Genomic DNA, 19,607 nt, shown 5'->3' on the forward strand with positions numbered 1-19,607 from the left:
ATGAAGCGATTGGCCGGACTTTCCGCACTTGCCTTGATTATCTCCAGCACCAGTGGCTGCGGTTGGATTTGGGGCCCGGATGGTTACTTCCGTGACCGCGGCAGCGATTACCTGGAAGCACAAGCAACCAAACCGATGCAACTGCCGCCGGACGTCAATGTCGCCAAGCGCCTTGACCCGTTGCTGCCTATCCCGCGCAACGTTGCCGACGACACCACCAAGGGTGAATACGTGGTGCCACGTCCACAGCCGATCTCGGCCGTGGCTGACGCCAGCGACTACAGCCTGCAGAAGAGCGGCGACAACCGCTGGATTATCGCGCAGCGCCCACCTGCCGAAGTCTGGCCGGTGGCTGTGCAGTTCTTCCAGGACAACGGTTTTCGCATTGACCAGCAACGCCCGCAGACCGGTGAATTCACCACTGCCTGGCAGCGCAGCAGCGAACTGTCCGCCAACATGGCCCAGCGCCTGCAGGCCGGCGGTGTAGCCGCCGACAGCGAAGCCCGTGTGCGTGTGCGCATCGAGCCGGGCGTGCAGCGCAACACCAGTGAAGTCTACGTGGTCAGCGCCGAGCGTCCTGCCGGCAGCACCGCCGCTGTCGATTTCACCCCACGTTCGGTCAACATGGGCGTGGACGCCGCGCTGGTCGACGAGATGCTGGCCAGCATGAGCCGTATCTCCGAGAAGGGCGGTTCGGTGTCGCTTCTCGCTGCGCGTGATTACGACACGCCTAACCGCGTCAGCCTCACCGAGGACGGCAGCGGCAACGTGGTGCTGAACCTGGGTGAAGACCTCGACCGCGCCTGGGCCAGTGTCGGCCGCGCGTTGGAGAAAGGCCCATGGCGCGTTGAGGACATCAACCGTAGCTTGGGTCTGTACTACATCAACGTGGCTGAAAAAGCCGAGAAGAAAGACGACGAGCCAGGTTTCTTCGGCAAACTGTTCGGCAGCAAGCCGACCAAGGAAGAAGTTGAAACCCGTGCCGAGCGCTACCAGATTCGTTTGAGCAAAGTGGGCGAAAGTGTGCAAGTCACCGTCGAGAAAAACATCAACACCGTTGCGCCGGCTGAAACAGCGCGCAAAGTGTTGGGCGTGATTCAGGACAACCTGGGCTGATCCAATGCGTTTTGCCGTTCTCGGCAGCGGTAGCCAAGGGAACGGCACGCTGGTCGCCCACGACGACACGTACGTGCTGGTGGATTGTGGTTTCTCGTTAAAAGAAACCGAGCGGCGCCTGCTGCGGCTGGGGGTTCACCCCGCGCAGCTGAGCGCGATTCTAGTGACCCACGAACATGCCGACCACGTGCATGGCGTGGGTTTACTGTCTCGGCGCTACAATCTTCCGGTGTACCTGAGTCGCGGCACACAGCGCGGGATGCGCAAACCCATAGAACCTGCAGGTTTCCTGGCCGGTGGCGAGCAGCTGCAGATTGGTGCGTTGAGCATCGATGTGATTGCCGTTGCGCATGACGCCCAAGAGCCCACGCAGTACGTATTCAGCGACGGGGAGCGACGTTTTGGCGTGCTCACCGACCTGGGTTCTTACTGTTCCAAGGTGCTGGACGGATACCGCAACCTCGATGCATTGATGATCGAGTCCAACCACTGTCGAGACTTGCTGGCGCGCGGTCATTATCCGTACTTCCTCAAGCAGCGGGTGGGCGGCGAGCTGGGACATTTGAATAACCATCAGGCGGCGTACCTGGTGTATGAGTTGGGCTGGCAAGACCTGCAGCACTTGGTCCTGGCCCACCTGAGCAGCAAGAACAACCTGCCGCAGCTGGCCCGGCAATGTTTTGTCGACACCCTCGGGTGCGACCCGGACTGGCTGCAACTGGCCGATCAAGATTCAGGGCTCGACTGGCGACACATCGCCTAGCCCACCATTTAGCAAGCGGAGCCCATCATGGAAAAACGTGAAGAACTCTACCGCGGCAAAGCCAAGTCGGTGTACAAGACCGACGACGCCAACCGCCTGATCCTGCTGTTTCGCAACGACACCTCGGCGTTCGACGGCAAGCGCATCGAACAGCTCGACCGCAAAGGCATGGTGAACAACAAGTTCAACGCTTTCATCATGCAGAAACTTGAAGCGGCCGGCATTCCGACCCAATTCGACAAGCTGCTGGGCGACAACGAATGCCTGGTCAAGAAGCTCGACATGATCCCGGTTGAATGCGTCGTGCGTAACTACGCCGCCGGCAGCCTGGTCAAGCGTCTGGGCGTGGAAGAGGGCCTCAAGCTCAACCCTTATACGTTTGAGCTGTTCCTGAAGGACGACGCCAAGGGCGACCCGTTCATCAACGAATCCCACGTCGTGGCATTCGGTTGGGGCACCGCTGAGCAACTGGCACGCATGAAAGAACTGTCGCTGAAGGTCAACGAGGTGTTGAGCAAACTGTTCGACGACGCTGGCCTGCTGCTGGTGGACTTCAAGCTGGAATTCGGCGTATTCCACGACGGCTCCATCGTCCTGGGCGACGAATTCAGCCCGGACGGCTGCCGCCTGTGGGACAAAGACACCAAGAAGAAGATGGATAAAGACCGCTTCCGCCAGGGCCTCGGTGACGTCATCGAAGCTTATGAAGAAGTCGCCAATCGTCTCGGCGTACCGCTTTAATCGACGCAAGCATCTGATAGCACGGAAAAAAATCGTTTTTGGGGTTTGCTTCCGCGAAACACACTGTTATGATGCGCGCCGTTGGAGAGATGCCAGAGTGGCCGAATGGGACGGATTCGAAATCCGTTGTACCTTCACCGGTACCTAGGGTTCGAATCCCTATCTCTCCGCCATTACATAGAAAAAGCCCCGTAGCTGAATAAGCTACGGGGCTTTTTTGCGTTGGCTGACAAATCTGCCGCAGGCTCAATCGCTCAGTTGCTTTCCGGTAAACCTGATCACGATCTGGTTTATCAACGGCCGCTCCAGCGACGGTGATTTTCTGATCAGCCACCTGAAAAATTAGCCTGGCTGCTGCGTCGCTTGAGCTGTAGCCCTCAGGCATTTCATGCAGGCGGTTAGCGTCAATCCGGAGATCTTCAGTACTTACGCGTGAGCGACTGACGAGCGGTATCGCCAAGTTTTTGCCATTCCTTCAATGGCTTGATCTTCCTCGGTCATCAGAACACCCGAGGACAACTGCCACCCAATCCTGTTTGAAAGCAGAGATAGGTAACTTCTTCATGGCGTGTAGTTACATCGTGAAAAGGCTAATCCCCGACCTACCGATGCGATCAACGCCATTCATGACGACGACAGTGCGCTGAAATCAGAAGTCTCAGATTTTTCTGAGAATCGGACGCGTCCTACACGTGCAGCCTTGATCGCTGTAATAGTCTACTCAGCCGAATGGTTGAGTACGAGAAGGTTACCCATGGCGAACACTGGTTATATGTCGATCACCGGTAAGGTTCAAGGATTGATTTCAGCGGGTTGTTCAAGTCAGGAATCGATAGGTAATAAGTGTCAGTCGGGCCATTTAGATGAAATCATGGTGCTCTCATACAGCCATAACATGGCGAATATAGGCAACGTGAACAAGCCGACGCATCGCCCAATTGTGCTCACAAAAAATGTTGATAAATCGTCACCCTTACTCGCTCAAGCGCTTTCAAGTAGAGAGGAAATTGAATGTACAATTAACTTTTATCGAATATCTTCTTTTGGGCAGCAGCAAAAGTTTTACTCAATCTCCATTGAAGGCGGTGTTATCACAGACCTGACGCTGGATATGCCGCATGTCATTTTACAAAACGATGCCGAACCACAGGAACATTTAGCGATTCGTTATCGGAGCATCACGTGGGCTCACCACCTTGCTGGCACAACAGGCTATAGCGCTTGGGGAGGCGATGAGTGAAACCCTTGACGGACAGAGTGGATGGCGACAGGTTCGGTAGTTGCGATTTTTGGCAGGTCAGTCGTGCTGGGAGCATTCTGGCTAACCAGGCGTGTACCGTAAGCGCACGGCATATCAAAGATGGAGTTCTGCGACTGCAGTTCAACCGTGAGGTAGCGTTTTTCGCGAGAAGCATCGTCCGCGATGTGGAGCAGGGTAAAAAGTCCTCAGTGCAGGGTATGAGGGAGCTGGAAAGCGAACAAAAAAGCCTGATTGAGCAAGCACGGGATGTCGCACAAAAAGGTGTCGGGGTGATTGCCGGTGCACTGCAGTTCGCGACAGGGGCAGGCATTTGCTACGTGTCCTTCGGCACGCTATGCCTGGTCGCTGGAGCGCCGCTGATCGCGCACGGAGCGAACAACGTCTATGAGGGGGGACGAAATTTGTGGGAGGGCCGCTCGGACACTCAAGGGCCGTTACGCAAGGGATACCATGAAGTTGCCAAAGCAATGGGCGGTGGTGAGTTTGAAGGAAATATGGCGTACGGAGGCGCAGATTTATTGATGTCAGCATATGGTGCAGGTCGATTGGTGTTGAAGCCTGACTCCTGGCGTCTGTTTCGTTATGTTCGAGCCGATTACCAGCGTGGATACGTCGACGCAAGTAAAGCCGCCTTGGTACTCGATGCTGCAGCTGATATAAGCACCATAAATGTCTTATATAAAGAGTATAAAGAAAATGGGCGCTGACCAGATTCTTGTCACTACCATTTATTTTTTTATTTCTTTTTTAGGGTTTTTATTCTGGCGTTCAATCAGTAAGCATTATTCTGGTGATAACTTTACTGTTAAGTCGTTTTGGATATGCCTTGTTGGTGTTTTACTGTGGGGGGCGGCTCAGTCTAGTGTGGCGCGCCATGGCTCGTTATTATTTTTTTCTTCACCCTTGGAATTTCTGGAGCATAACGATTTGGTTCGATGGATTGCTTTCATTAGTTGGCTTCTTCAGGGGATATGTATTCCTAGCAAAACAATGCGCAACCCTTAGCTTGCATGCGTTCTGATCCAGCTTGTCTGAGCGACTGAGAAGGATTCGAGCCTATTGCCCGCAGCTATTCGCATCGAAACAACCCTTGCCAACAAGACCCGGACAACATCCACTCACCGGTGATCATGCACCTCGCTTAATTGAACGAGAACACCCAGGCGCTAGTGGAAGCTGTGTTGGAGCGCAATTCCCCGACAGGTACACCCACCCAATAATCCGCTACCTCAGAAACTAAAAAAGCCTGCTGAGCTCAACGCCCAGCAGGCTTTTCCGTCATTACTCCATGGTCAGCCGGGCTGCGCCACCAAGCTGTTGCTCACATTGCGCCCCAGTACCAACACCGTCACAAACCCACAGCCGACCAACGCCGTCGCCAAACTCAACAACACCGCGCTACCCATCTGATCGACGATCCGCCCGCCAAAGAATGAACCCAAGGCAATGATCACTTGGAACAAGGCAACAAACAGGGGCATGCCGCGTTCGACATCCTTGGGTGCCACCACGAACATCCAGATACTGGCGCAGGCCGGGAAGGCGCCGAAGGCGAAGCCCCACAGCCCGATCAACATCGCGGCGCCGGTCATGCCGGTGGCGAAGTAGGGGAACAGCGCGGTGCTGGTGCCGATCATCAGCGCGACCAGCAGCAAGGTGTAACGGACGCTGCGGTTGGCGGCGAAACCGGCAAAGACATTGCCCATCACCCCGGCCACACCATAAAGCAGCAGCAGTGAGCCAATCGTCGGGCCGTCAAAGCCGGAGCTGTTTTTGAAGAAGGGCGCCACATAGGTGTAAGCCGCAAAGTGCGCCAGCCCGATCAGCAAGACTGCGATCAACCCGACCCGTGCTTGTGGGTTGATGAACAAGGCCGGCAGGTCGCGGACCTCAATGGCTTTTTCCGGGGTAAGGCGTGGCAGCAGGAGGACCTGCGCCAGCAACACCGGCACGCCCACCAGCGCGGTCACCAGAAAGGTCATGCGCCAGCCCATCAGGCCACTGAGCCAGGTGCCAACGGGCACGCCAAGTACGGTGGCCAGCGTCACTCCCATCATGATGATCGACGTGGCCTTCGCTACGCCCACACCCTTGGGTGCCAGGCGTCCGCTGAGGGCGATTGCCGTCGCCCAGAAGCCGCCGATGCTGATACCCAGCAGTACGCGGCCGAACAACAGCACGCTGAAATCGCTGGCGTAGGCCACCACCGAGTTGGCGATGATCATGATCAGCGTCAGGCCGATCAGCAGGTAACGACGGTCCATGGCGCCAATGCTGACAGATAGCAACGGCGCGGCGAGGGCGGCCATGATGCCGGGCAGGGTCACCATCAGGCCGGCGTGGCCGGCGCTGATGCCGAGGTCGCTGGCAACGTCGTTGAGTACGCCCACCGGCAGAAACTCACTGGTCACCAAGGCGAAAGCGCCCACGGCGACTGAGAGAATCGCCAGCCACTGCTGTTTGACACTCTGTTGATTATGTTCGGGAAGGCCGCTGGGGCCGGGCTGGCGCTTGGCATGGTGTTGGGTTCCATAGGGACATGTCGCCTGAAACAGGCGAAGGGAAGGGAGAGTGGAGGCGATTATAGGAAGCGGGTTGGGCAATCACACAGGCGAGCGTTTCGATAATAACCATCAGTGCAATCGATTAGACGCCTTACATCACGCTTGCGCCTTTCGTACCGGTTTCCCAAACGTTGCCTACAGGCAGCGCGTTGCGACCCGTTCTGCAACTCACTATCGTGGTCCAGCGATTTTCAGGTAGGAAATCCCACTCAGCAAAGGACCTGCATCATGAGCAAAAACACCAAGAAAACCTCCGGCAAGATGGCCACTTTGGCGGCGCAAACCCTCAATAATCCAAACGCCTCGGCCCTTGCCAAAAGCCTTGCCGCGTCGGCCTTGGCCCAGAGCAGTACAGACAAGCAGACGAGCGCCGAGATGGAGGAGAAAGCAGCGAAGGCGCTTCAGAGCGATAAATACAGCGACCAGACCAAATCCCTCGCTGCCTCGGTCCTCTCCCAGGCCAATAGAGAACGCGGAAGCTGAGTTAACAACGCCGCCAAGGTACAAGCCCTGTAGCTGAACACGCTACGGGGCTTTTTCGTGTCCAGCGTTTTGTCCCAGCAGCTTGAAGCGGGCTTAAACCACGAACTTCGCAATCATCGTGTTCAGGTCAACCGCCAGGCGCGAGAGCTCCTGACTGGCGGCGGTGGTCTGGTTGGCCCGGCGGCCGTCTGGGCCGACAGATCGCGGATATTCGTCAGGTTGCGATCCACCTCCCGGGCCACTTGCGCCTGCTCTTCGGAAGCGCTGGCGATGATCAGGTTGCCTTCGGTGATGCGTGTGATTGCATGGGTGATGCGCTCCAGCGACTCGCCCGCACAGTGGGCCACGGTCAGTGTCGAGCGCGCGCGTTCATTGCTGCTGTGCATCACCGATACCGCCTGGGTCGAACCCTTCTGCACCCCGCTGACCATCTGCTCGATTTCCTGGGTCGACTGCTGGGTTCGATGTGCCAGGGCCCGGACTTCGTCGGCCACCACGGCAAAACCGCGTCCGGCCTCGCCGGCGCGGGCGGCTTCGATGGCCGCGTTCAGCGCCAGCAGGTTGGTTTGTTCGGCAATGGCGCGGATCACGTCCAATACTTTGGTGATGTCTTGAACACTGTCGGCCAGGCTCTGGATTTCTTCGGTCGCCGACGTCACTTCCTCGGCCAGCAAAGAAATCGATTCCACGGTGTCCATCACGTGGCTGCGACCGTTGCCTGCCATGGCATCACCGTCTCGGGAGGCGTCGGCAGTGCTGATGGCGTTGCGTGCGACCTCATCCACGGCTGCGGTCATCTGGTTGACCGCTGTGGCGGCCTGTTCGATTTCACCGTTCTGTTCGTGCAACGCCCGTGTGGATTCCTCAGTGACCGCCGAGAGTTCTTCCGCCGCGGATGCCAGTTGATTGGACGAGTCGGTAATCTGGTGGATGGTTTCGCGAAGGTCCGACTGCATGGTTTCCAGCGCATGCAACAGCTGCCCAGGCTCGTCGTTGCCGTCCACCACAATCGACACGGTCAGGTCGCCCTTGGCTACTTGCTCGGCGATACGCACCGCCTGGTGCAACGGCAGCACGATGCTGCGGGTAAACAGCGTGGCCAGCAGTGCGGTGAGGAATGTCGCCAGTGCCATGGCGACGAATACCCATTTCACTGCGCCGTGGTACGTGGCGTCGGAGCTCGTGGCCGCGTCGTCGGCTTCCTGAATATTGATCGACAGCAGGTTCGCCAGCTCGGTCCCAAGCTTGTCGCCCAGGGCAATCAGTTCGCCATTGAGCAGCGCGATAGCCTGTGGGCGTTCGCCGTTGGCGGCCAGGGCCAATACCTGTTGCTGGACCTGCAGGTATTGTTCCTGGGCCGACCTGAAACGTTCGAACGTGACTCGCTCGGCGTCCACTGTGAGCTTGCTTGCGTACTGCGCGTTGTCGGCCTGAATCTGTTCGCGCAGCTGCGAAAAAGCCCGTTGGCTGGCCTTTACCTGCTCGGCGCTGTCCACCAGCATCACCCGGTAGGTCGCGGCGCGGATCTCGGACACGGCGGTTTGCAGGTCGCCCAAGGCGAGGATGCTGGGCAGCCAGTTTTTGTCGACTTCATCCGACTGGCGAGCCATGTCACGCATCTGGCTCAGAGAGAACAGGCCCAGCAATACCACGAGCAGCCCGACCAGGCCGAAGCCAAAGGCCGAACGCAACGCTATTTTCATCTTTCTTAAACTCATGAACTCCCCCGGTGACAGGAAAAAAGAGCGGTTGCAGCCTGCGGTTGTCCACGCGAAAGCGCAGGAGGCACCGGCTGCACCCCTCCGTTGGTTTGAATGTTTTCTAAGGCGCCAGTCAGCGGTGGTGACCGGTGTTGAGCGTCATCACAAGCGCTGCGTGATGGCGTTTCTGCCGATCAGCCATGGCAATAGGGTGTGTGCAGGCATTGGGCGAGCAAGCAGGTAGCCCTGGCCGGTTTCACAGCCCAGGGTTATCAGGATGTCGCGCTGTTCAACGGTTTCAATGCCTTCAATCACCACACCAATGTTCAGCTCGCGCGCCAGGGACAAGACGCTTGAGATCGCTGCACGGCTGCGCGGCTCCGAAGACAGGTCGCGAATAAATTCGGCCTGTATTTTTATTTCGTTGAACGGCAGGCTGCACAGGCGCTGCAATGACGAATAGCCGCCGCCGAAGTCGTCGATGGACAACCCGCAGCCCATCATGCGTAGGCGCACCATGTTTTCCAGGCTGATGGAGCCTGGGTCGAGCGTGCCGGTCTCGGTCATTTCAAACGACAGGCTGCAACCGGGCGCGTCGAAGCGCTTGAGCAGCAGGGCCACGTGCGCACTCATCTGCGGGTTGGCAAATTGGCTCGCGTTGACATTCACTGCGAAGGTGAGTGACACCTCAGAAGCCAGTGCTTCCTTGCGCAGCGTCAGGCATTGATCGATCTGGCGATACAGCAAACTGTCCATCAGGCCGTGCCGTTCCAGTACCGGAATAAATGACGCGGGCGCCAAGATGCCCCGCTCAGGATGATTCCAGCGTGCAAGCGCCTCCACGGAGGTGACCTGCAATGTCCTGATGTCGAATTTGGGTTGATAGAAGACCTCCAGCTCGCCGTTCTCCAGTGCGTTGAGCACCTGATGTTCGTTGGTCTCACCGGCAATATGCAGCGGGCAGGCTGGGTGCGAGTCGTCGTCCAGGTACTTGCCTGCCAGTCTTTTCAACTCGTGCTCGTGCAGCGGTTTGCACAACTGGCCGAGTACCCGCAGACCGAGCAGTGTCGCCATATGACTGATGGCTTGGCGCAAGTCCAACGCGATGCTGCTGGTGATAACCACCGATTTCAGCGCGTGCCGTTGGCTTGCGCGGCGCAGGAAGGTAATGCCGTCCATGCCCTCCATGCAGATATCGCAGAACGCGATGTCTACCGGCCCGTTGCTTTCCAGCAACTGCAGCGCCTCCCAGCCGCCAGAGGCTTCAAGAATGCGGGTACAGCCCAGATGAGCGAGGAGCATCACGGCGTAACGGCGCTGTACTGGCTGGTCCTCCAGGATCAGGACGCGAAGGGTGGACAGTGGCATCTGAATGGCTCATCGAAATTCTCAGACACTAGCTTGCCAAAAGGGGGTGGCCTTTTAATGGCGAAACCCCTTACGTCTTTGCAAGAAATTTCTTAAGCGGGTGGGCGCTTACGCCTGCGCAGAGTCCTCCTGCAGCAGCGCCAGCAGTTGCCGCATGCACGTTTGCACGGCGGCGGTCGAGGCAATCAGGTCGGCTCGCTCTGCGCCATTCGCGCAGTGGGCCTCAAGGTTTTCGCAGGTGAGGATCAGCTGTTCGTAGCGGATAAGCCTTGCCCCACCTTTGACCCGATGAGCCACGTAAGCCAAATGCTGTCGGTCGTCGCACGCCAGCAGCTCGGTGAGCTGTTGCAGGTCGGCGCGGGTGCTCGACAGCAGCTCTTCACGCACGGTTTGCAGCGCCGATAACTTGCCCGGAACCAGCGTTTTCAAATGGGCCTCGAGTGAGGCGGGGGTCAGCTCCGTGCTCGCCTCGTTGTCGAAGTACTCGGTTTGCAGTGGCTGCAGCCGTGCACTCAGTTGCTCCAGGCTGATGGGCTTGAACAGGCAGTCGTCCATGCCGGCCTCCAGGCAGCGCTGTTTTTCTTCGGCGACGGCGTTGGCGGTGAACCCCAGCAACAAGCAACCGGGTTCGCCTCTGGACTGCTCCGCCTGGCGAATCGCCTGGGCCAATTGATAGCCGTTCATGCCTGGCATGTCGCAGTCTGTCACCACCACATCGAACGGCTGCGCGTTCCACAAGGCCAAGGCCTGAACGCCGTCGCTGGCTTGCTGAACGTCGTGGCCCAAATAGGACAGTTGTTGTGACAGCACCAGGCGATTGGCGGCGTAGTCATCCACGATCAATACGCTTAGCGCCAGGCCCGACGTCATCTCCAGCGCCACGTCGGCCGGCGGCGAAGGAAGGTCTGCGGCAGGCAGAGCGAGCTTGACCGTAACCTGCGTGCCTTTGCCGGGGGCGCTGGTTAACACCAGGCTGCCGCCCATCATTTCGATCAACGACCGGCTGATGACCAGCCCCAGGCCGGAGCCTTGCTGCTGATTGCCGGCCTGGCTGAACGGCGCGAACAACTGCTGCTGATCGGCCGCGCAGATGCCCACGCCGGTGTCCACGATACTCACCGATAACTGCATCGGTTGGTTGGCGTCAGCCGGTTGCGCGTGGGCGCTGATGCGCACTTCGCCCACGGCGGTGAACTTGATCGCATTGCTCAACAAGTTGGCAATAATTTGTTTGAAGCGCAGGGCATCCATCAGCACATTGCGGTTGACCGCCGGATCAATCTCCAAGGTCAGCGTGATGGCCTTTTCACGCGCCAGGCCGTCGAACACGCGCGTCACCGCGTTCAACAACAGGTGCGGGTTTGCGCTCTCGAGCGTCAGGCTTTGCCGGCCGGATTCGATGCGGGCAATGTCCAGTACGTCGCCGATCAGCGCCAGTAATTCCTTGGCAGCGCCCGACGCTACATCGATGGCGGCGCGGTCGAAAATGCCGTGTTCAGACTTGCGCGCGGCCATTTCCAGCATGCCGAGCACGGCGTTCATCGGGGTGCGGATCTCGTGGCTGATGGTCGCCAGAAACGTGGTTTTGGCCCGGTTGGCGTTATCGGCTTCCTGCTTGGCGGCGTGCAGTTGTTCGACCAGGCGCTGGCGGTCACTGACGTCGACCCAGCCACCGATCAGGCCGTCGACACGGCCTTCGCTGCCGCGAAAAGGCAGGATCCAGTGATAGATGGTGAGCACTTCGCCACTGCGCAAGACGATCTGCCGGTCACGCAGCAAGGGTTCGTCGGCGTCCATGACGGCGAGGTAGTCGCGGTGATATTCCAGGGCCTGCTCCTGGCTGGAGAGCAGGCTTTGCATCACGGTGGTGCCGAGCAACTGTCGCTCGTCCTCAACACCAAAAACCTCGCGATAAGCCTTGTTGCACATCAGCAACCGTGCCTGGCGATCCCTTACATAAGTAGGGTGGGGCATGCCGTTGATCAGCACTCGATCAAATTCAAGCCTGGCACTGAGTGCCCGCTCGGCAAGCTTGCGGCGCAGCACTTGGCGGCGCAGCAACACAATCCATACACACGCACTCAGCAGCAGCACGGCCGCCAGCGCGAAGCCCTGCAGGATTGCTGCCCGGTGTTTGCTCCAATAGCTGTCGTCGAGCACCACCGGGCTGCGCCAGCGATTGGTCAGTTCGTCCATTTCCTCAGGCGAGATGCTCAGCAGCGACTTGTTGAGGATCGAGAGCAATATCGGCGAGGTGTGATCCACCGCAAACGCCAACTGCGCAGCACGGGCGCCGACGGTTGCGCTGATCTTCAATTGGTCGGGGTAGTTTCGGGCAATCAGATACCGTGCGCTGACCAGGGTGCTGACACAGGCCTCGACACTGCCTTTGGCGAGCATTGAAAACGCATCGGCGAGGCTTTGCGCTTCGACAATCCGCACCTGCGGAAACTGCCGTTCAATCAGCTCCCGGCTGGCGTTGCCCTTGATGATCGCCAGGCGTTTGCCCGACAAATCCTGCAAGTTGTTCGAGCTGTCGGCGTGGTTGCGCGTGACCAGCACAAACGGGGTGGACAGGTACGGCCGGCTGAAACTGACGCGTTGTTCGCGATCAAGGCTTGGGGTCAATGCCGCCAGCATGTCAGCCTCCCCGTGGTTGACACGGGTAATCATCGCATCCACCGAGCCGCCTTTTTGCGGGTCGAATTTCAACCCGGTCCTGAGGCTGATTTTGGCCATCACGTCGGCACTCAGGCCGCGGAAACGGTCGTGCTCATCAAAAAAGGTGAACGGCAAAAAGTCTTCATTGACCACCACTTTCAGGCGCGGATGGTGCGCCAGCCAGCGTTGTTCCTCGACGCTGAACTGTACCTGGTGAGTGCCCGAGATGCTCACGCCGCCAGCATTCCAACGGCGCGCAATGGCCATCTGTTCACTGGCGGGGATGGCTTGCAGCGCCGCATTGATCAGGTGCAGGAGTTCACTGTTCTGGCGAGTGGCGGCGAACGAGAAGTTATTGACTTCCATGCGCGAGAAATCCACCAGCTGCACGTTATTCAAGTAACTCTTGTTGATCAGGTAACTGGCGCTGACCGAGTCCCCCAGGTAAACGTCAGCCTTGGAAAAAGCCACTGCGCCTACCGCGTTGAGGATCGAGGGATACAGCTTGAACGTCGCGTCCGGATAGAACGCCTGAACCGTACTCAGCGGCAAATAGTGTTCGACCATGGCCACTGTTTTACCCGCCAGGGTGGGATCGACCAACGGCGAATCATGGGTGCGCGCCACCAGTGTCGGCTGGTCCAGGGTGTAGGGTTCGGACAGGCGAAGGTCCGGGTCTGCGCGTTCAAAATCGTTGGCCGAGGCCAGCAGGTCGATCTCACCGCGTTTGAGCGCCTGGATAACCGCGCCGCGGTTGGGGTAGCGCTGCACCTGGATTTGTACCGACAGCAGTTGGCCGATCAGCGCCAGGTAGTCCGCACTGATGCCCTCGAATTCGTTGCTGTGGTTGTTGATATCAAAGGGCGGATAGTCGGGCTCGGACGTGCCGACACGCAGCTGTTTTTGCGTACTCAGCCACGTCAGATCGGCGCGGCTCAAATGCGCTTGGCCCTCCTGCACGCTGGATCGGCCCAACACGGTTAACGTGACGGGCGAATCGGCCGCCCATGCCATGTGAGCACTCGCCCATAACACCAGCAGGGCTGCGAACAACTTCAAATCAAAGGTCCTTAATGCGTAAAAGAGAGGGCGCAACGGCGGCGCTTTATGCGCGCAGCGCCATTGTCCACCCACTGAGTAGCCTGTCCGGAATTGGGTAGTGGCACTAAAGCACTATGGTACATTGTCGGCATTATTGCCGACAAAGCCCGACTAATTCCCGAGGAAAGCTGCAGATGTATAAAGTCCTGGTGGTCGATGACCACCCTTTTATCAGGACCGCGCTGCGTACGCTCGTGAGTGAGGAAGGTTATGAAGTGGTGGGCGAGACCGACAATGGCGTCGACGCCATCAGCCAGGTCCGTCAACTGGCCCCGGACCTGGTGTTGCTGGACATCACCATGCCGCGCCTGGACGGCATTGCGGTGATCGAAAGAATCCGCGCGCTTGAGTTGAACACCCGGATCATCGTCCTCACCTCGCTTTCCTCGGAGCACTACGCCACGCGTTGCATCAGCGCCGGGGCCTCGGGGTTCATCAGCAAGACCGATGAACTGAGCGTACTGGCCCAGGCCATGAAAACCGTGATGAAGGGCTATGTCTATTACCCGGAAACGGTGGTGGCGTTTTCGCGCAAACGCGCATTGGCCGTGGATGAGGCGCAGCTGATTGCCTCGCTGTCCAACCGTGAACTCTCGGTATTTCAGCAGTTGTCCCGAGGCATGAGTAACAAGGACATTGCCCAGAATATTTTGCTCAGCAGCAAGACGGTGAGTTGCTATAAAGCGCGTTTGCTGGCCAAGCTCAATGTGAAATCGGTGGTGGACCTGGCTGACATTGCCAGGCGCAATAATCTGATTTAGCCCGCGATGCTCGTCAGCGGTGACGGCTATGCACCCTGCAAAACGCCGGCGCCGCTTCGTCCCTGTACACGGCCAAAACCCTCGCCACGTCCTCTTCGAATAAATTTTTCGCGCCTCACCGAATAACCTGCGCCGCTGCGGTGTTCACCTCACAGACCACCCAGGGAACGCCCATGAACCGCCATGCCGACCGCTACGACCGCCTGACCCGCACTTTGCACTGGCTCACCGCCGCCGTGGTGATCTTCATGTTTGCCAGTGCGCACATCTGGGAAAACCTCGAAAAGGGCACGCCGCTGCGCAAGGGCCTGCAATCGGTACATATCTCGCTCGGCATCGCCATGGCCCTGTTGATCGTCGTGCGGATTGTATGGCGTGTGTTCGGCGGCAATCGCCCGAAGGCCGACAGTCACCCGACGCTTAACCTGTTCGCAAAAATGGCGCATGGTTGCCTGTACCTGTTGTTGCTCGCGCAGATTGCCCTGGGCTTTTTGTTTCGCTGGGCTCAAGGCGAACCCTTCAACTTTTTCGGACTGTTCGCGGTTCCTGCGCCTTTCGTGATCGATCACGAATGGCGCAGCACCCTTGGCGGCCTGCATAACAATGTGGCCTGGGCGATCATCCTGCTGGCGGGCCTGCATGCCGCGGCTGCGCTCTGGCATCACTATGTACTGGGCGACAGCACGCTGCGCCGCATGCTGCCGGGTTCACGCAATGTGTTTCAAAAGTGATGTTTCCTCCCTATCGCTACGGAGCATGACCGCCATGAAAAACCGTCACCCACACCCCGTCACTTACCGCACCGCGCTGTTCTACGGTGCGTGCCTGGCTGCCGCGTTACTCGCGGGCCAGGCCCATGCCTCCGGTGACGAGTCGGCACCGCCCAAGCCCAATTGCCCCAAAGGCCAGGTCTGGGACACCAAGACCGCAAAATGCGTGCTGCAAACCAGCAAAGCCACCTCGGATGCCGACCGCACCGATTACGCCTACCGCCTGGCCAAAGATGGGCGTTACGACGAGGCCCTGGCCTTGCTCGACACCCTGCAAAACCCGAACACCGCCAAGGCCCTCAACTACCGCGGTTACGCCACGCGCAAGCTTGGGCGTACCGATGAAGGCATCGGTTATTACCTGAAGTCGGTCGCGCTCGATCCCAACTACGCCCAGGTTCGCGAATACCTGGGTGAGGCTTACGTGATCAAGGGGCGCGTCGACCTGGCGCAGGAGCAGTTGGTGAAAATCAAAGCCCTGTGCAGCACCACCTGCGAAGAATACGAAGACCTGGCCGAAGCGATTGCCGCTGCGCCACAGGCTTGAATCCACTGAGTGCGCGAGCAGGGGGCAGCCATTACCCACGAGGCTGAATTTCGTCGCGAGTTAGGCCTGCTGTTGCCGCGTTTGTGGCGATACGGGTGGGTGCTGTCGCGCCAAAAGCACCTGGCCGAAGATCTCGTGCAGGCCACCTGCGTCCGCGCGCTGGAGCGTGCCGGCCAGTTCGCGGCCGGCACGCGGCTGGACCGTTGGCTGCTGGCGATCATGCATTCCATCTGGCTCAACGAAGTGCGCTCGCAGCGGGTGCGTCAGGGCCAGGGTTTTGTTGATGCGGAGCAGGCGTTGTCCTTCGATGGCGAGCGCCAGGCGCAGGAGCAGGTATTGGCCGCGCAGGTGATCAAACGCGTCAACGGCTTGCCCGAGGCGCAGCGCGAAACGGTGTTTCTGGCGTATGTCGAAGGGCTTTCCTACAAGGAAATTGCCGAGGTACTGCGCATTCCCGTGGGCACCGTAATGAGCCGGCTGGCGGCCGCGCGTTTGAAGCTGGCCGAGACCGCCCCTGCAAAAAACCGGCAGGATCAAGCCAGCGGAGAACGGCGATGACTCACATAACCCCAGTGTCCGATGAACTGTTGGTGGCTTACCTGGATGGCGAGCTGGAGGCTGGGCAGCATCGGCTTATCGCCGATCAGGTCAGCACTGACCCGGCACTTGCCGCACGCCTTCAGGCCTTGCAGTGCGCCGATTTACCCTTCAAGGCCGCGTTCGACGCGGTGCTGGACCAAGCCCCCAGCGAACGCCTGCAGGCCATGCTCAACGCGCTGCCCCCGGTACAGGCGCCCACCTTGAGTCGCCGGCGTTTGCTGGCTGTGGCGGCGGGGTTTGCCGTGGCCGGTGTGGTCGCCGACCGCGTGTTCATGAGCTGGCCACGGGCGGAGTCCGGCCAAGGCTGGCGCGCCTCGGTTGCCGAGTACATGGCCTTGTACACGCCGCAGACCCTGGAAAACCTCAGCGCCGACCCCGCGTTGCAGGCCGCCCAACTGCGTTCCGTGGGCGCACAACTGGGCCTGCCGTTAACCGCTCGCGCGGTAGACCTGCCCGGCGCCGAGTTTCGGCGTGCGCAGATCCTCGATTATGACGGCGTTCTGATTGGTCAACTGACCTACCTGGACCCGCGCCACGGGCCATTGGCCTTGTGCATAACGATTAGCAAAAAAGGCGCGCAGCCCGTCGCGACCGAGCAGCGCCGAGGCCTGAATGTGGTGTATTGGGCCAACCTGTCCCATGGGTTCATGCTGATCGGTAGAAACCCTTTCGACGATTTGCAGGCCATGGCTGGCAGCGTCGAGCGCGCGTTGGCGGGTTGAAATCAGTGACTGGCATCCTCAGCAGCATCTGCCAGCCGAGCCGAAAGACGCTCGATAAACACCGTCTCCGCCCGGCTCATCTTCTGCTCGCGATTCCACAGCAGATGAATGTCCACATCGGCGATCCCGTCATCCGGCGGTAGCCGCCACAGCAGCCCGTGCTTCACATCGTCGGCCACCACATGAATCGGCAAACAGCCCAAGCCAAAACCGGCAATCACCAGGCGCCGCACCTCTTCCAGGCTTGACGACGACGCCACGATGCGCCCGCTGAACCCTTGCTGGTCACGAAAGATCGTCAGCGGCGACAACATGCCGCCAATCTGGTCGCTGGTAAAACTGACAAAATTCTCCGACTGCAAATCGCCTTCCGCCAAGCCGCTGCGCCCAAACAGCGGATGGTGACGCCCGCAAAAAAACGCATAGCGCTGGCGCAGGAACAGGTGCTGTTCCAGGCGTGGCTGTGGCCGGCGATTAAGGCTCAGGCCCAGGGTTGCGGTTTTTTCCAGCAGGGCGGCGACGATGTCCGAGCTGCGCATCACTTCAACCTCCAGGTCCACGCGCGGATGCTCACGGTGAAAGGCGGCGAGGAAGTCGTCGAAGGTCTCGGAGTTGATCCGACTGATCATCAGCAAACGCACTTTGCCGAGCACTTCATCGCCGGGTTTTTGCAGCGCATTGCTCATCTGCGACACCTGGCCATACATCTCGCCGGCGATGGTGAAGATCTGTTCACCCGCTTCGGTGAGCGCGAAGCGCGGGCCACGGCGGGCGATGAGTTGGCAGCCAAGCTGTTCTTCCAGGCGCTTGAGCGCCTGACTGATGGCCGGCTGGGTCAGGTGCAGGCGCGCAGCGGCGCGGCTGATGCTCAGTTCCTGGCCGATGACACGGAAGGTGCGCAGCAGGTTCCAGTCCAGTCGATCGTTGAGCAGAGGGTGACTGTCGCGGCGAAATTCGGGCATGGCGCAGCTCGATAATAAGCAGGATTTATAATCGGAATAATAAATAGAAAATTGACTAATCATAGCCCCGCGACGATAAATCATCCTTACCAAGCGCCATCAGAGCGCGTGCGTTCGACATTCTCCTGCCAAAAAAATAACCAAAGGAGCCAGCCCCATGAAGCCTTCCGCTTCGCCGCAGCCGCGCCGTGCTGCGGCCGCCGCTTTTATCGGCACCATGATCGAGTGGTACGACTTTTACATCTACGCCACCGCCGCCGCGCTGGTGTTCGGCCAACTGTTTTTTCCTTCCGACGACAAACTGTTCAGCACCATGGCGGCGTTCGGCACGTTCGCCGTGGGCTTCTTCGCGCGGCCGTTGGGCGGCATTGTGTTCGGGCATATCGGTGACCGCATCGGCCGCAAGAAATCCCTGGTGATCACTTTGGTGATGATGGGCGTGGTCACCGTGTGCATCGGCCTGTTGCCGACCTACGCTCAAATTGGCGTTGCGGCGCCGGTATTGCTGGTGCTGCTGCGCGTGGTGCAAGGCATCGCCGTGGGCGGTGAGTGGGGCGGTGCGGTGTTGATGGCCGGCGAACATGCGCCGAAAGGTCGTCGAAACTTCTTTGCGTCTTTCGCTCAACTGGGCAGCCCGGCGGGTTTGATCCTGTCGCTGCTGGCATTCAGCGCGGTCACCCGGTTGCCGGAAGAGGACCTGCTCAGTTGGGGTTGGCGCCTGCCGTTTCTGGCCAGCGCTTTGCTGTTGATCGTCGGCCTGGTGATTCGCCTGGGGGTCAACGAGTCACCGGAATTCCTTGAAGACAAGGCCATTGCCGAGAAAGCGCGGGCGATCCAGAAAGACCAGGCACCCGTGATCGAAGTGCTGAAAACCGCCTGGCGCCCGTTGCTGTTGTGCATCGGCGCCAACACCTTGGGCATTGCCGGCGTGTATTTCACCAACACCTTCATGATTGCCTACAGCACTCAGCAACTGGGCCTGCCGCGTTCGCTGATTCTGGAATGCCTGTTTGTCGTCGCCATCATCCAGTTCTGCATTCAGCCACTGGCTGCCTGGGTGGCCGAGAAGGTCGGGGCCACGCGTTTTCTGTGCGCCATGACCGTGCTGGCGATGGCCTCACCTTATCCGATGTTCGTGCTGGTCAGCAGCGGGCAGGCGCCGTTGATCATCCTCGGCATCGCCCTGGCCGTGGTGTGCATGGCCTCTTTCTACGCGGTGATCGCCGGGTTTGTCAGCGGCTTGTTTGAAACCCGCGTGCGCTACACCGCGATCTCCCTGGCCTACCAGGTGTGCGGCGCGCTGGCCGGTGGCCTGACGCCGTTGATCGGTACGTGGCTGGCCCACGAATACCAGGGCCAATGGTGGCCCATGGCAGTGTTTTACAGCCTGATCGCTGCGGTCTCGCTGGTGTGCGTACTGGCATTGTCGCGCCGCCACGCCACGGCTCACCGTCTTGAAATGGCCCACAGCGTTTAATGGAGTGTGC

General features: G+C 59.2%; 17 protein-coding genes, 1 tRNA gene and 1 pseudogene. 14 read left to right on the forward strand and 5 right to left on the reverse strand.

The annotated features are described in order from the left end of the window. The 7 genes from bamC (at window position 1) to AB5I78_RS07840 (ending at window position 4,886) form a co-directional block, all read left to right on the forward strand. Entirely contained in the window at window positions 1–1,116 is a 1,116-nt protein-coding gene (gene bamC / locus AB5I78_RS07810) for an outer membrane protein assembly factor BamC (protein WP_106577011.1), read from the forward strand. Between the two features lie 4 nt (window positions 1,117–1,120). Next, the gene (locus AB5I78_RS07815) at window positions 1,121–1,879 is read left to right on the forward strand and encodes an MBL fold metallo-hydrolase (protein WP_119738968.1); all 759 of its coding nucleotides are present in this window, start codon (window positions 1,121–1,123) and stop codon (window positions 1,877–1,879) included. Between the two features lie 27 nt (window positions 1,880–1,906). Next, window positions 1,907–2,620: a phosphoribosylaminoimidazolesuccinocarboxamide synthase gene (gene purC, locus AB5I78_RS07820; RefSeq protein WP_016971341.1), complete on the forward strand. Its 714-nt coding sequence runs from the start codon at window positions 1,907–1,909 to the stop codon at window positions 2,618–2,620. Window positions 2,621–2,703: 83 nt separating this feature from the next. Continuing rightward, window positions 2,704–2,793: transfer RNA gene (locus AB5I78_RS07825), tRNA-Ser, on the forward strand. Window positions 2,794–3,374: 581 nt separating this feature from the next. Further along, window positions 3,375–3,860, forward strand: coding sequence for an Hcp family type VI secretion system effector (locus AB5I78_RS07830; RefSeq protein ID WP_124416683.1), 486 nt, complete (start codon window positions 3,375–3,377; stop codon window positions 3,858–3,860). Then, the gene (locus AB5I78_RS07835) at window positions 3,857–4,588 is read left to right on the forward strand and encodes a DUF4225 domain-containing protein (RefSeq protein ID WP_369300689.1); all 732 of its coding nucleotides are present in this window, start codon (window positions 3,857–3,859) and stop codon (window positions 4,586–4,588) included. Before AB5I78_RS07830 ends, AB5I78_RS07835 begins: the two co-directional genes overlap by 4 nt. Next, entirely contained in the window at window positions 4,578–4,886 is a 309-nt protein-coding gene (locus tag AB5I78_RS07840) for a hypothetical protein (RefSeq protein ID WP_369300688.1), read from the forward strand. Before AB5I78_RS07835 ends, AB5I78_RS07840 begins: the two co-directional genes overlap by 11 nt. A gap of 287 nt (window positions 4,887–5,173) precedes the next feature. Here AB5I78_RS07840 and AB5I78_RS07845 read toward each other — a convergent pair. Then, a pseudogene (locus AB5I78_RS07845) lies at window positions 5,174–6,399 on the reverse strand (MFS transporter). Window positions 6,400–6,673: 274 nt separating this feature from the next. Between AB5I78_RS07845 and AB5I78_RS07850 the strand changes: the two are divergent. After that, window positions 6,674–6,928, forward strand: coding sequence for a hypothetical protein (locus AB5I78_RS07850; protein ID WP_145162907.1), 255 nt, complete (start codon window positions 6,674–6,676; stop codon window positions 6,926–6,928). Between the two features lie 122 nt (window positions 6,929–7,050). Here the strand turns inward: AB5I78_RS07850 and AB5I78_RS07855 are convergent, their stop codons facing one another. The 3 genes from AB5I78_RS07855 to AB5I78_RS07865 form a co-directional block, all read right to left on the reverse strand. Then, on the reverse strand, window positions 7,051–8,646 hold the full coding sequence (locus AB5I78_RS07855; RefSeq protein WP_370004339.1) for a methyl-accepting chemotaxis protein: 1,596 nt from the start codon (window positions 8,644–8,646) through the stop codon (window positions 7,051–7,053). A 144-nt stretch (window positions 8,647–8,790) separates the two neighbouring features. Further along, window positions 8,791–9,996, reverse strand: a complete 1,206-nt coding sequence (locus tag AB5I78_RS07860; protein ID WP_369300684.1) for an EAL domain-containing protein — start codon at window positions 9,994–9,996, stop codon at window positions 8,791–8,793. A 108-nt stretch (window positions 9,997–10,104) separates the two neighbouring features. Next, window positions 10,105–13,716, reverse strand: a complete 3,612-nt coding sequence (locus AB5I78_RS07865; protein ID WP_369300682.1) for a transporter substrate-binding domain-containing protein — start codon at window positions 13,714–13,716, stop codon at window positions 10,105–10,107. A gap of 176 nt (window positions 13,717–13,892) precedes the next feature. Between AB5I78_RS07865 and AB5I78_RS07870 the strand changes: the two genes are divergently transcribed. The 5 genes from AB5I78_RS07870 to AB5I78_RS07890 all read left to right on the forward strand — a co-directional run bounded on the left by AB5I78_RS07870 (window position 13,893) and on the right by AB5I78_RS07890 (window position 17,158). Further along, window positions 13,893–14,519 (forward strand): response regulator transcription factor, encoded by a 627-nt coding sequence (locus tag AB5I78_RS07870; protein WP_242194061.1) that lies wholly within the window; start codon window positions 13,893–13,895, stop codon window positions 14,517–14,519. Window positions 14,520–14,692: 173 nt separating this feature from the next. Beyond that, the gene (locus tag AB5I78_RS07875; protein WP_369300681.1) at window positions 14,693–15,250 is read left to right on the forward strand and encodes a cytochrome b; all 558 of its coding nucleotides are present in this window, start codon (window positions 14,693–14,695) and stop codon (window positions 15,248–15,250) included. A gap of 34 nt (window positions 15,251–15,284) precedes the next feature. Beyond that, window positions 15,285–15,836 (forward strand): tetratricopeptide repeat protein, encoded by a 552-nt coding sequence (locus tag AB5I78_RS07880; RefSeq protein ID WP_177410078.1) that lies wholly within the window; start codon window positions 15,285–15,287, stop codon window positions 15,834–15,836. A gap of 72 nt (window positions 15,837–15,908) precedes the next feature. Then, entirely contained in the window at window positions 15,909–16,394 is a 486-nt protein-coding gene (locus AB5I78_RS07885) for an RNA polymerase sigma factor (protein ID WP_242195037.1), read from the forward strand. After that, window positions 16,391–17,158 carry an anti-sigma factor gene (locus AB5I78_RS07890; RefSeq protein WP_369300680.1) on the forward strand — a complete coding sequence of 256 codons (768 nt, stop codon included), beginning with the start codon at window positions 16,391–16,393 and terminating at the stop codon, window positions 17,156–17,158. The genes AB5I78_RS07885 and AB5I78_RS07890 overlap by 4 nt, the downstream gene beginning before the upstream one ends. A 2-nt stretch (window positions 17,159–17,160) precedes the next feature. Here the strand turns inward: AB5I78_RS07890 and AB5I78_RS07895 are convergent, their stop codons facing one another. Further along, window positions 17,161–18,120 carry a LysR family transcriptional regulator gene (locus tag AB5I78_RS07895; RefSeq protein WP_369300679.1) on the reverse strand — a complete coding sequence of 320 codons (960 nt, stop codon included), beginning with the start codon at window positions 18,118–18,120 and terminating at the stop codon, window positions 17,161–17,163. A gap of 157 nt (window positions 18,121–18,277) precedes the next feature. Here AB5I78_RS07895 and AB5I78_RS07900 point away from each other — a divergent pair, with 157 nt between their 5' ends. Next, the gene (locus AB5I78_RS07900) at window positions 18,278–19,597 is read left to right on the forward strand and encodes an MFS transporter (protein WP_369300677.1); all 1,320 of its coding nucleotides are present in this window, start codon (window positions 18,278–18,280) and stop codon (window positions 19,595–19,597) included. Window positions 19,598–19,607 lie beyond the last annotated feature (10 nt).

This window comes from Pseudomonas sp. N2-3-1-14 (assembly GCF_041228395.1).
GTDB lineage: Bacteria > Pseudomonadota > Gammaproteobacteria > Pseudomonadales > Pseudomonadaceae > Aquipseudomonas.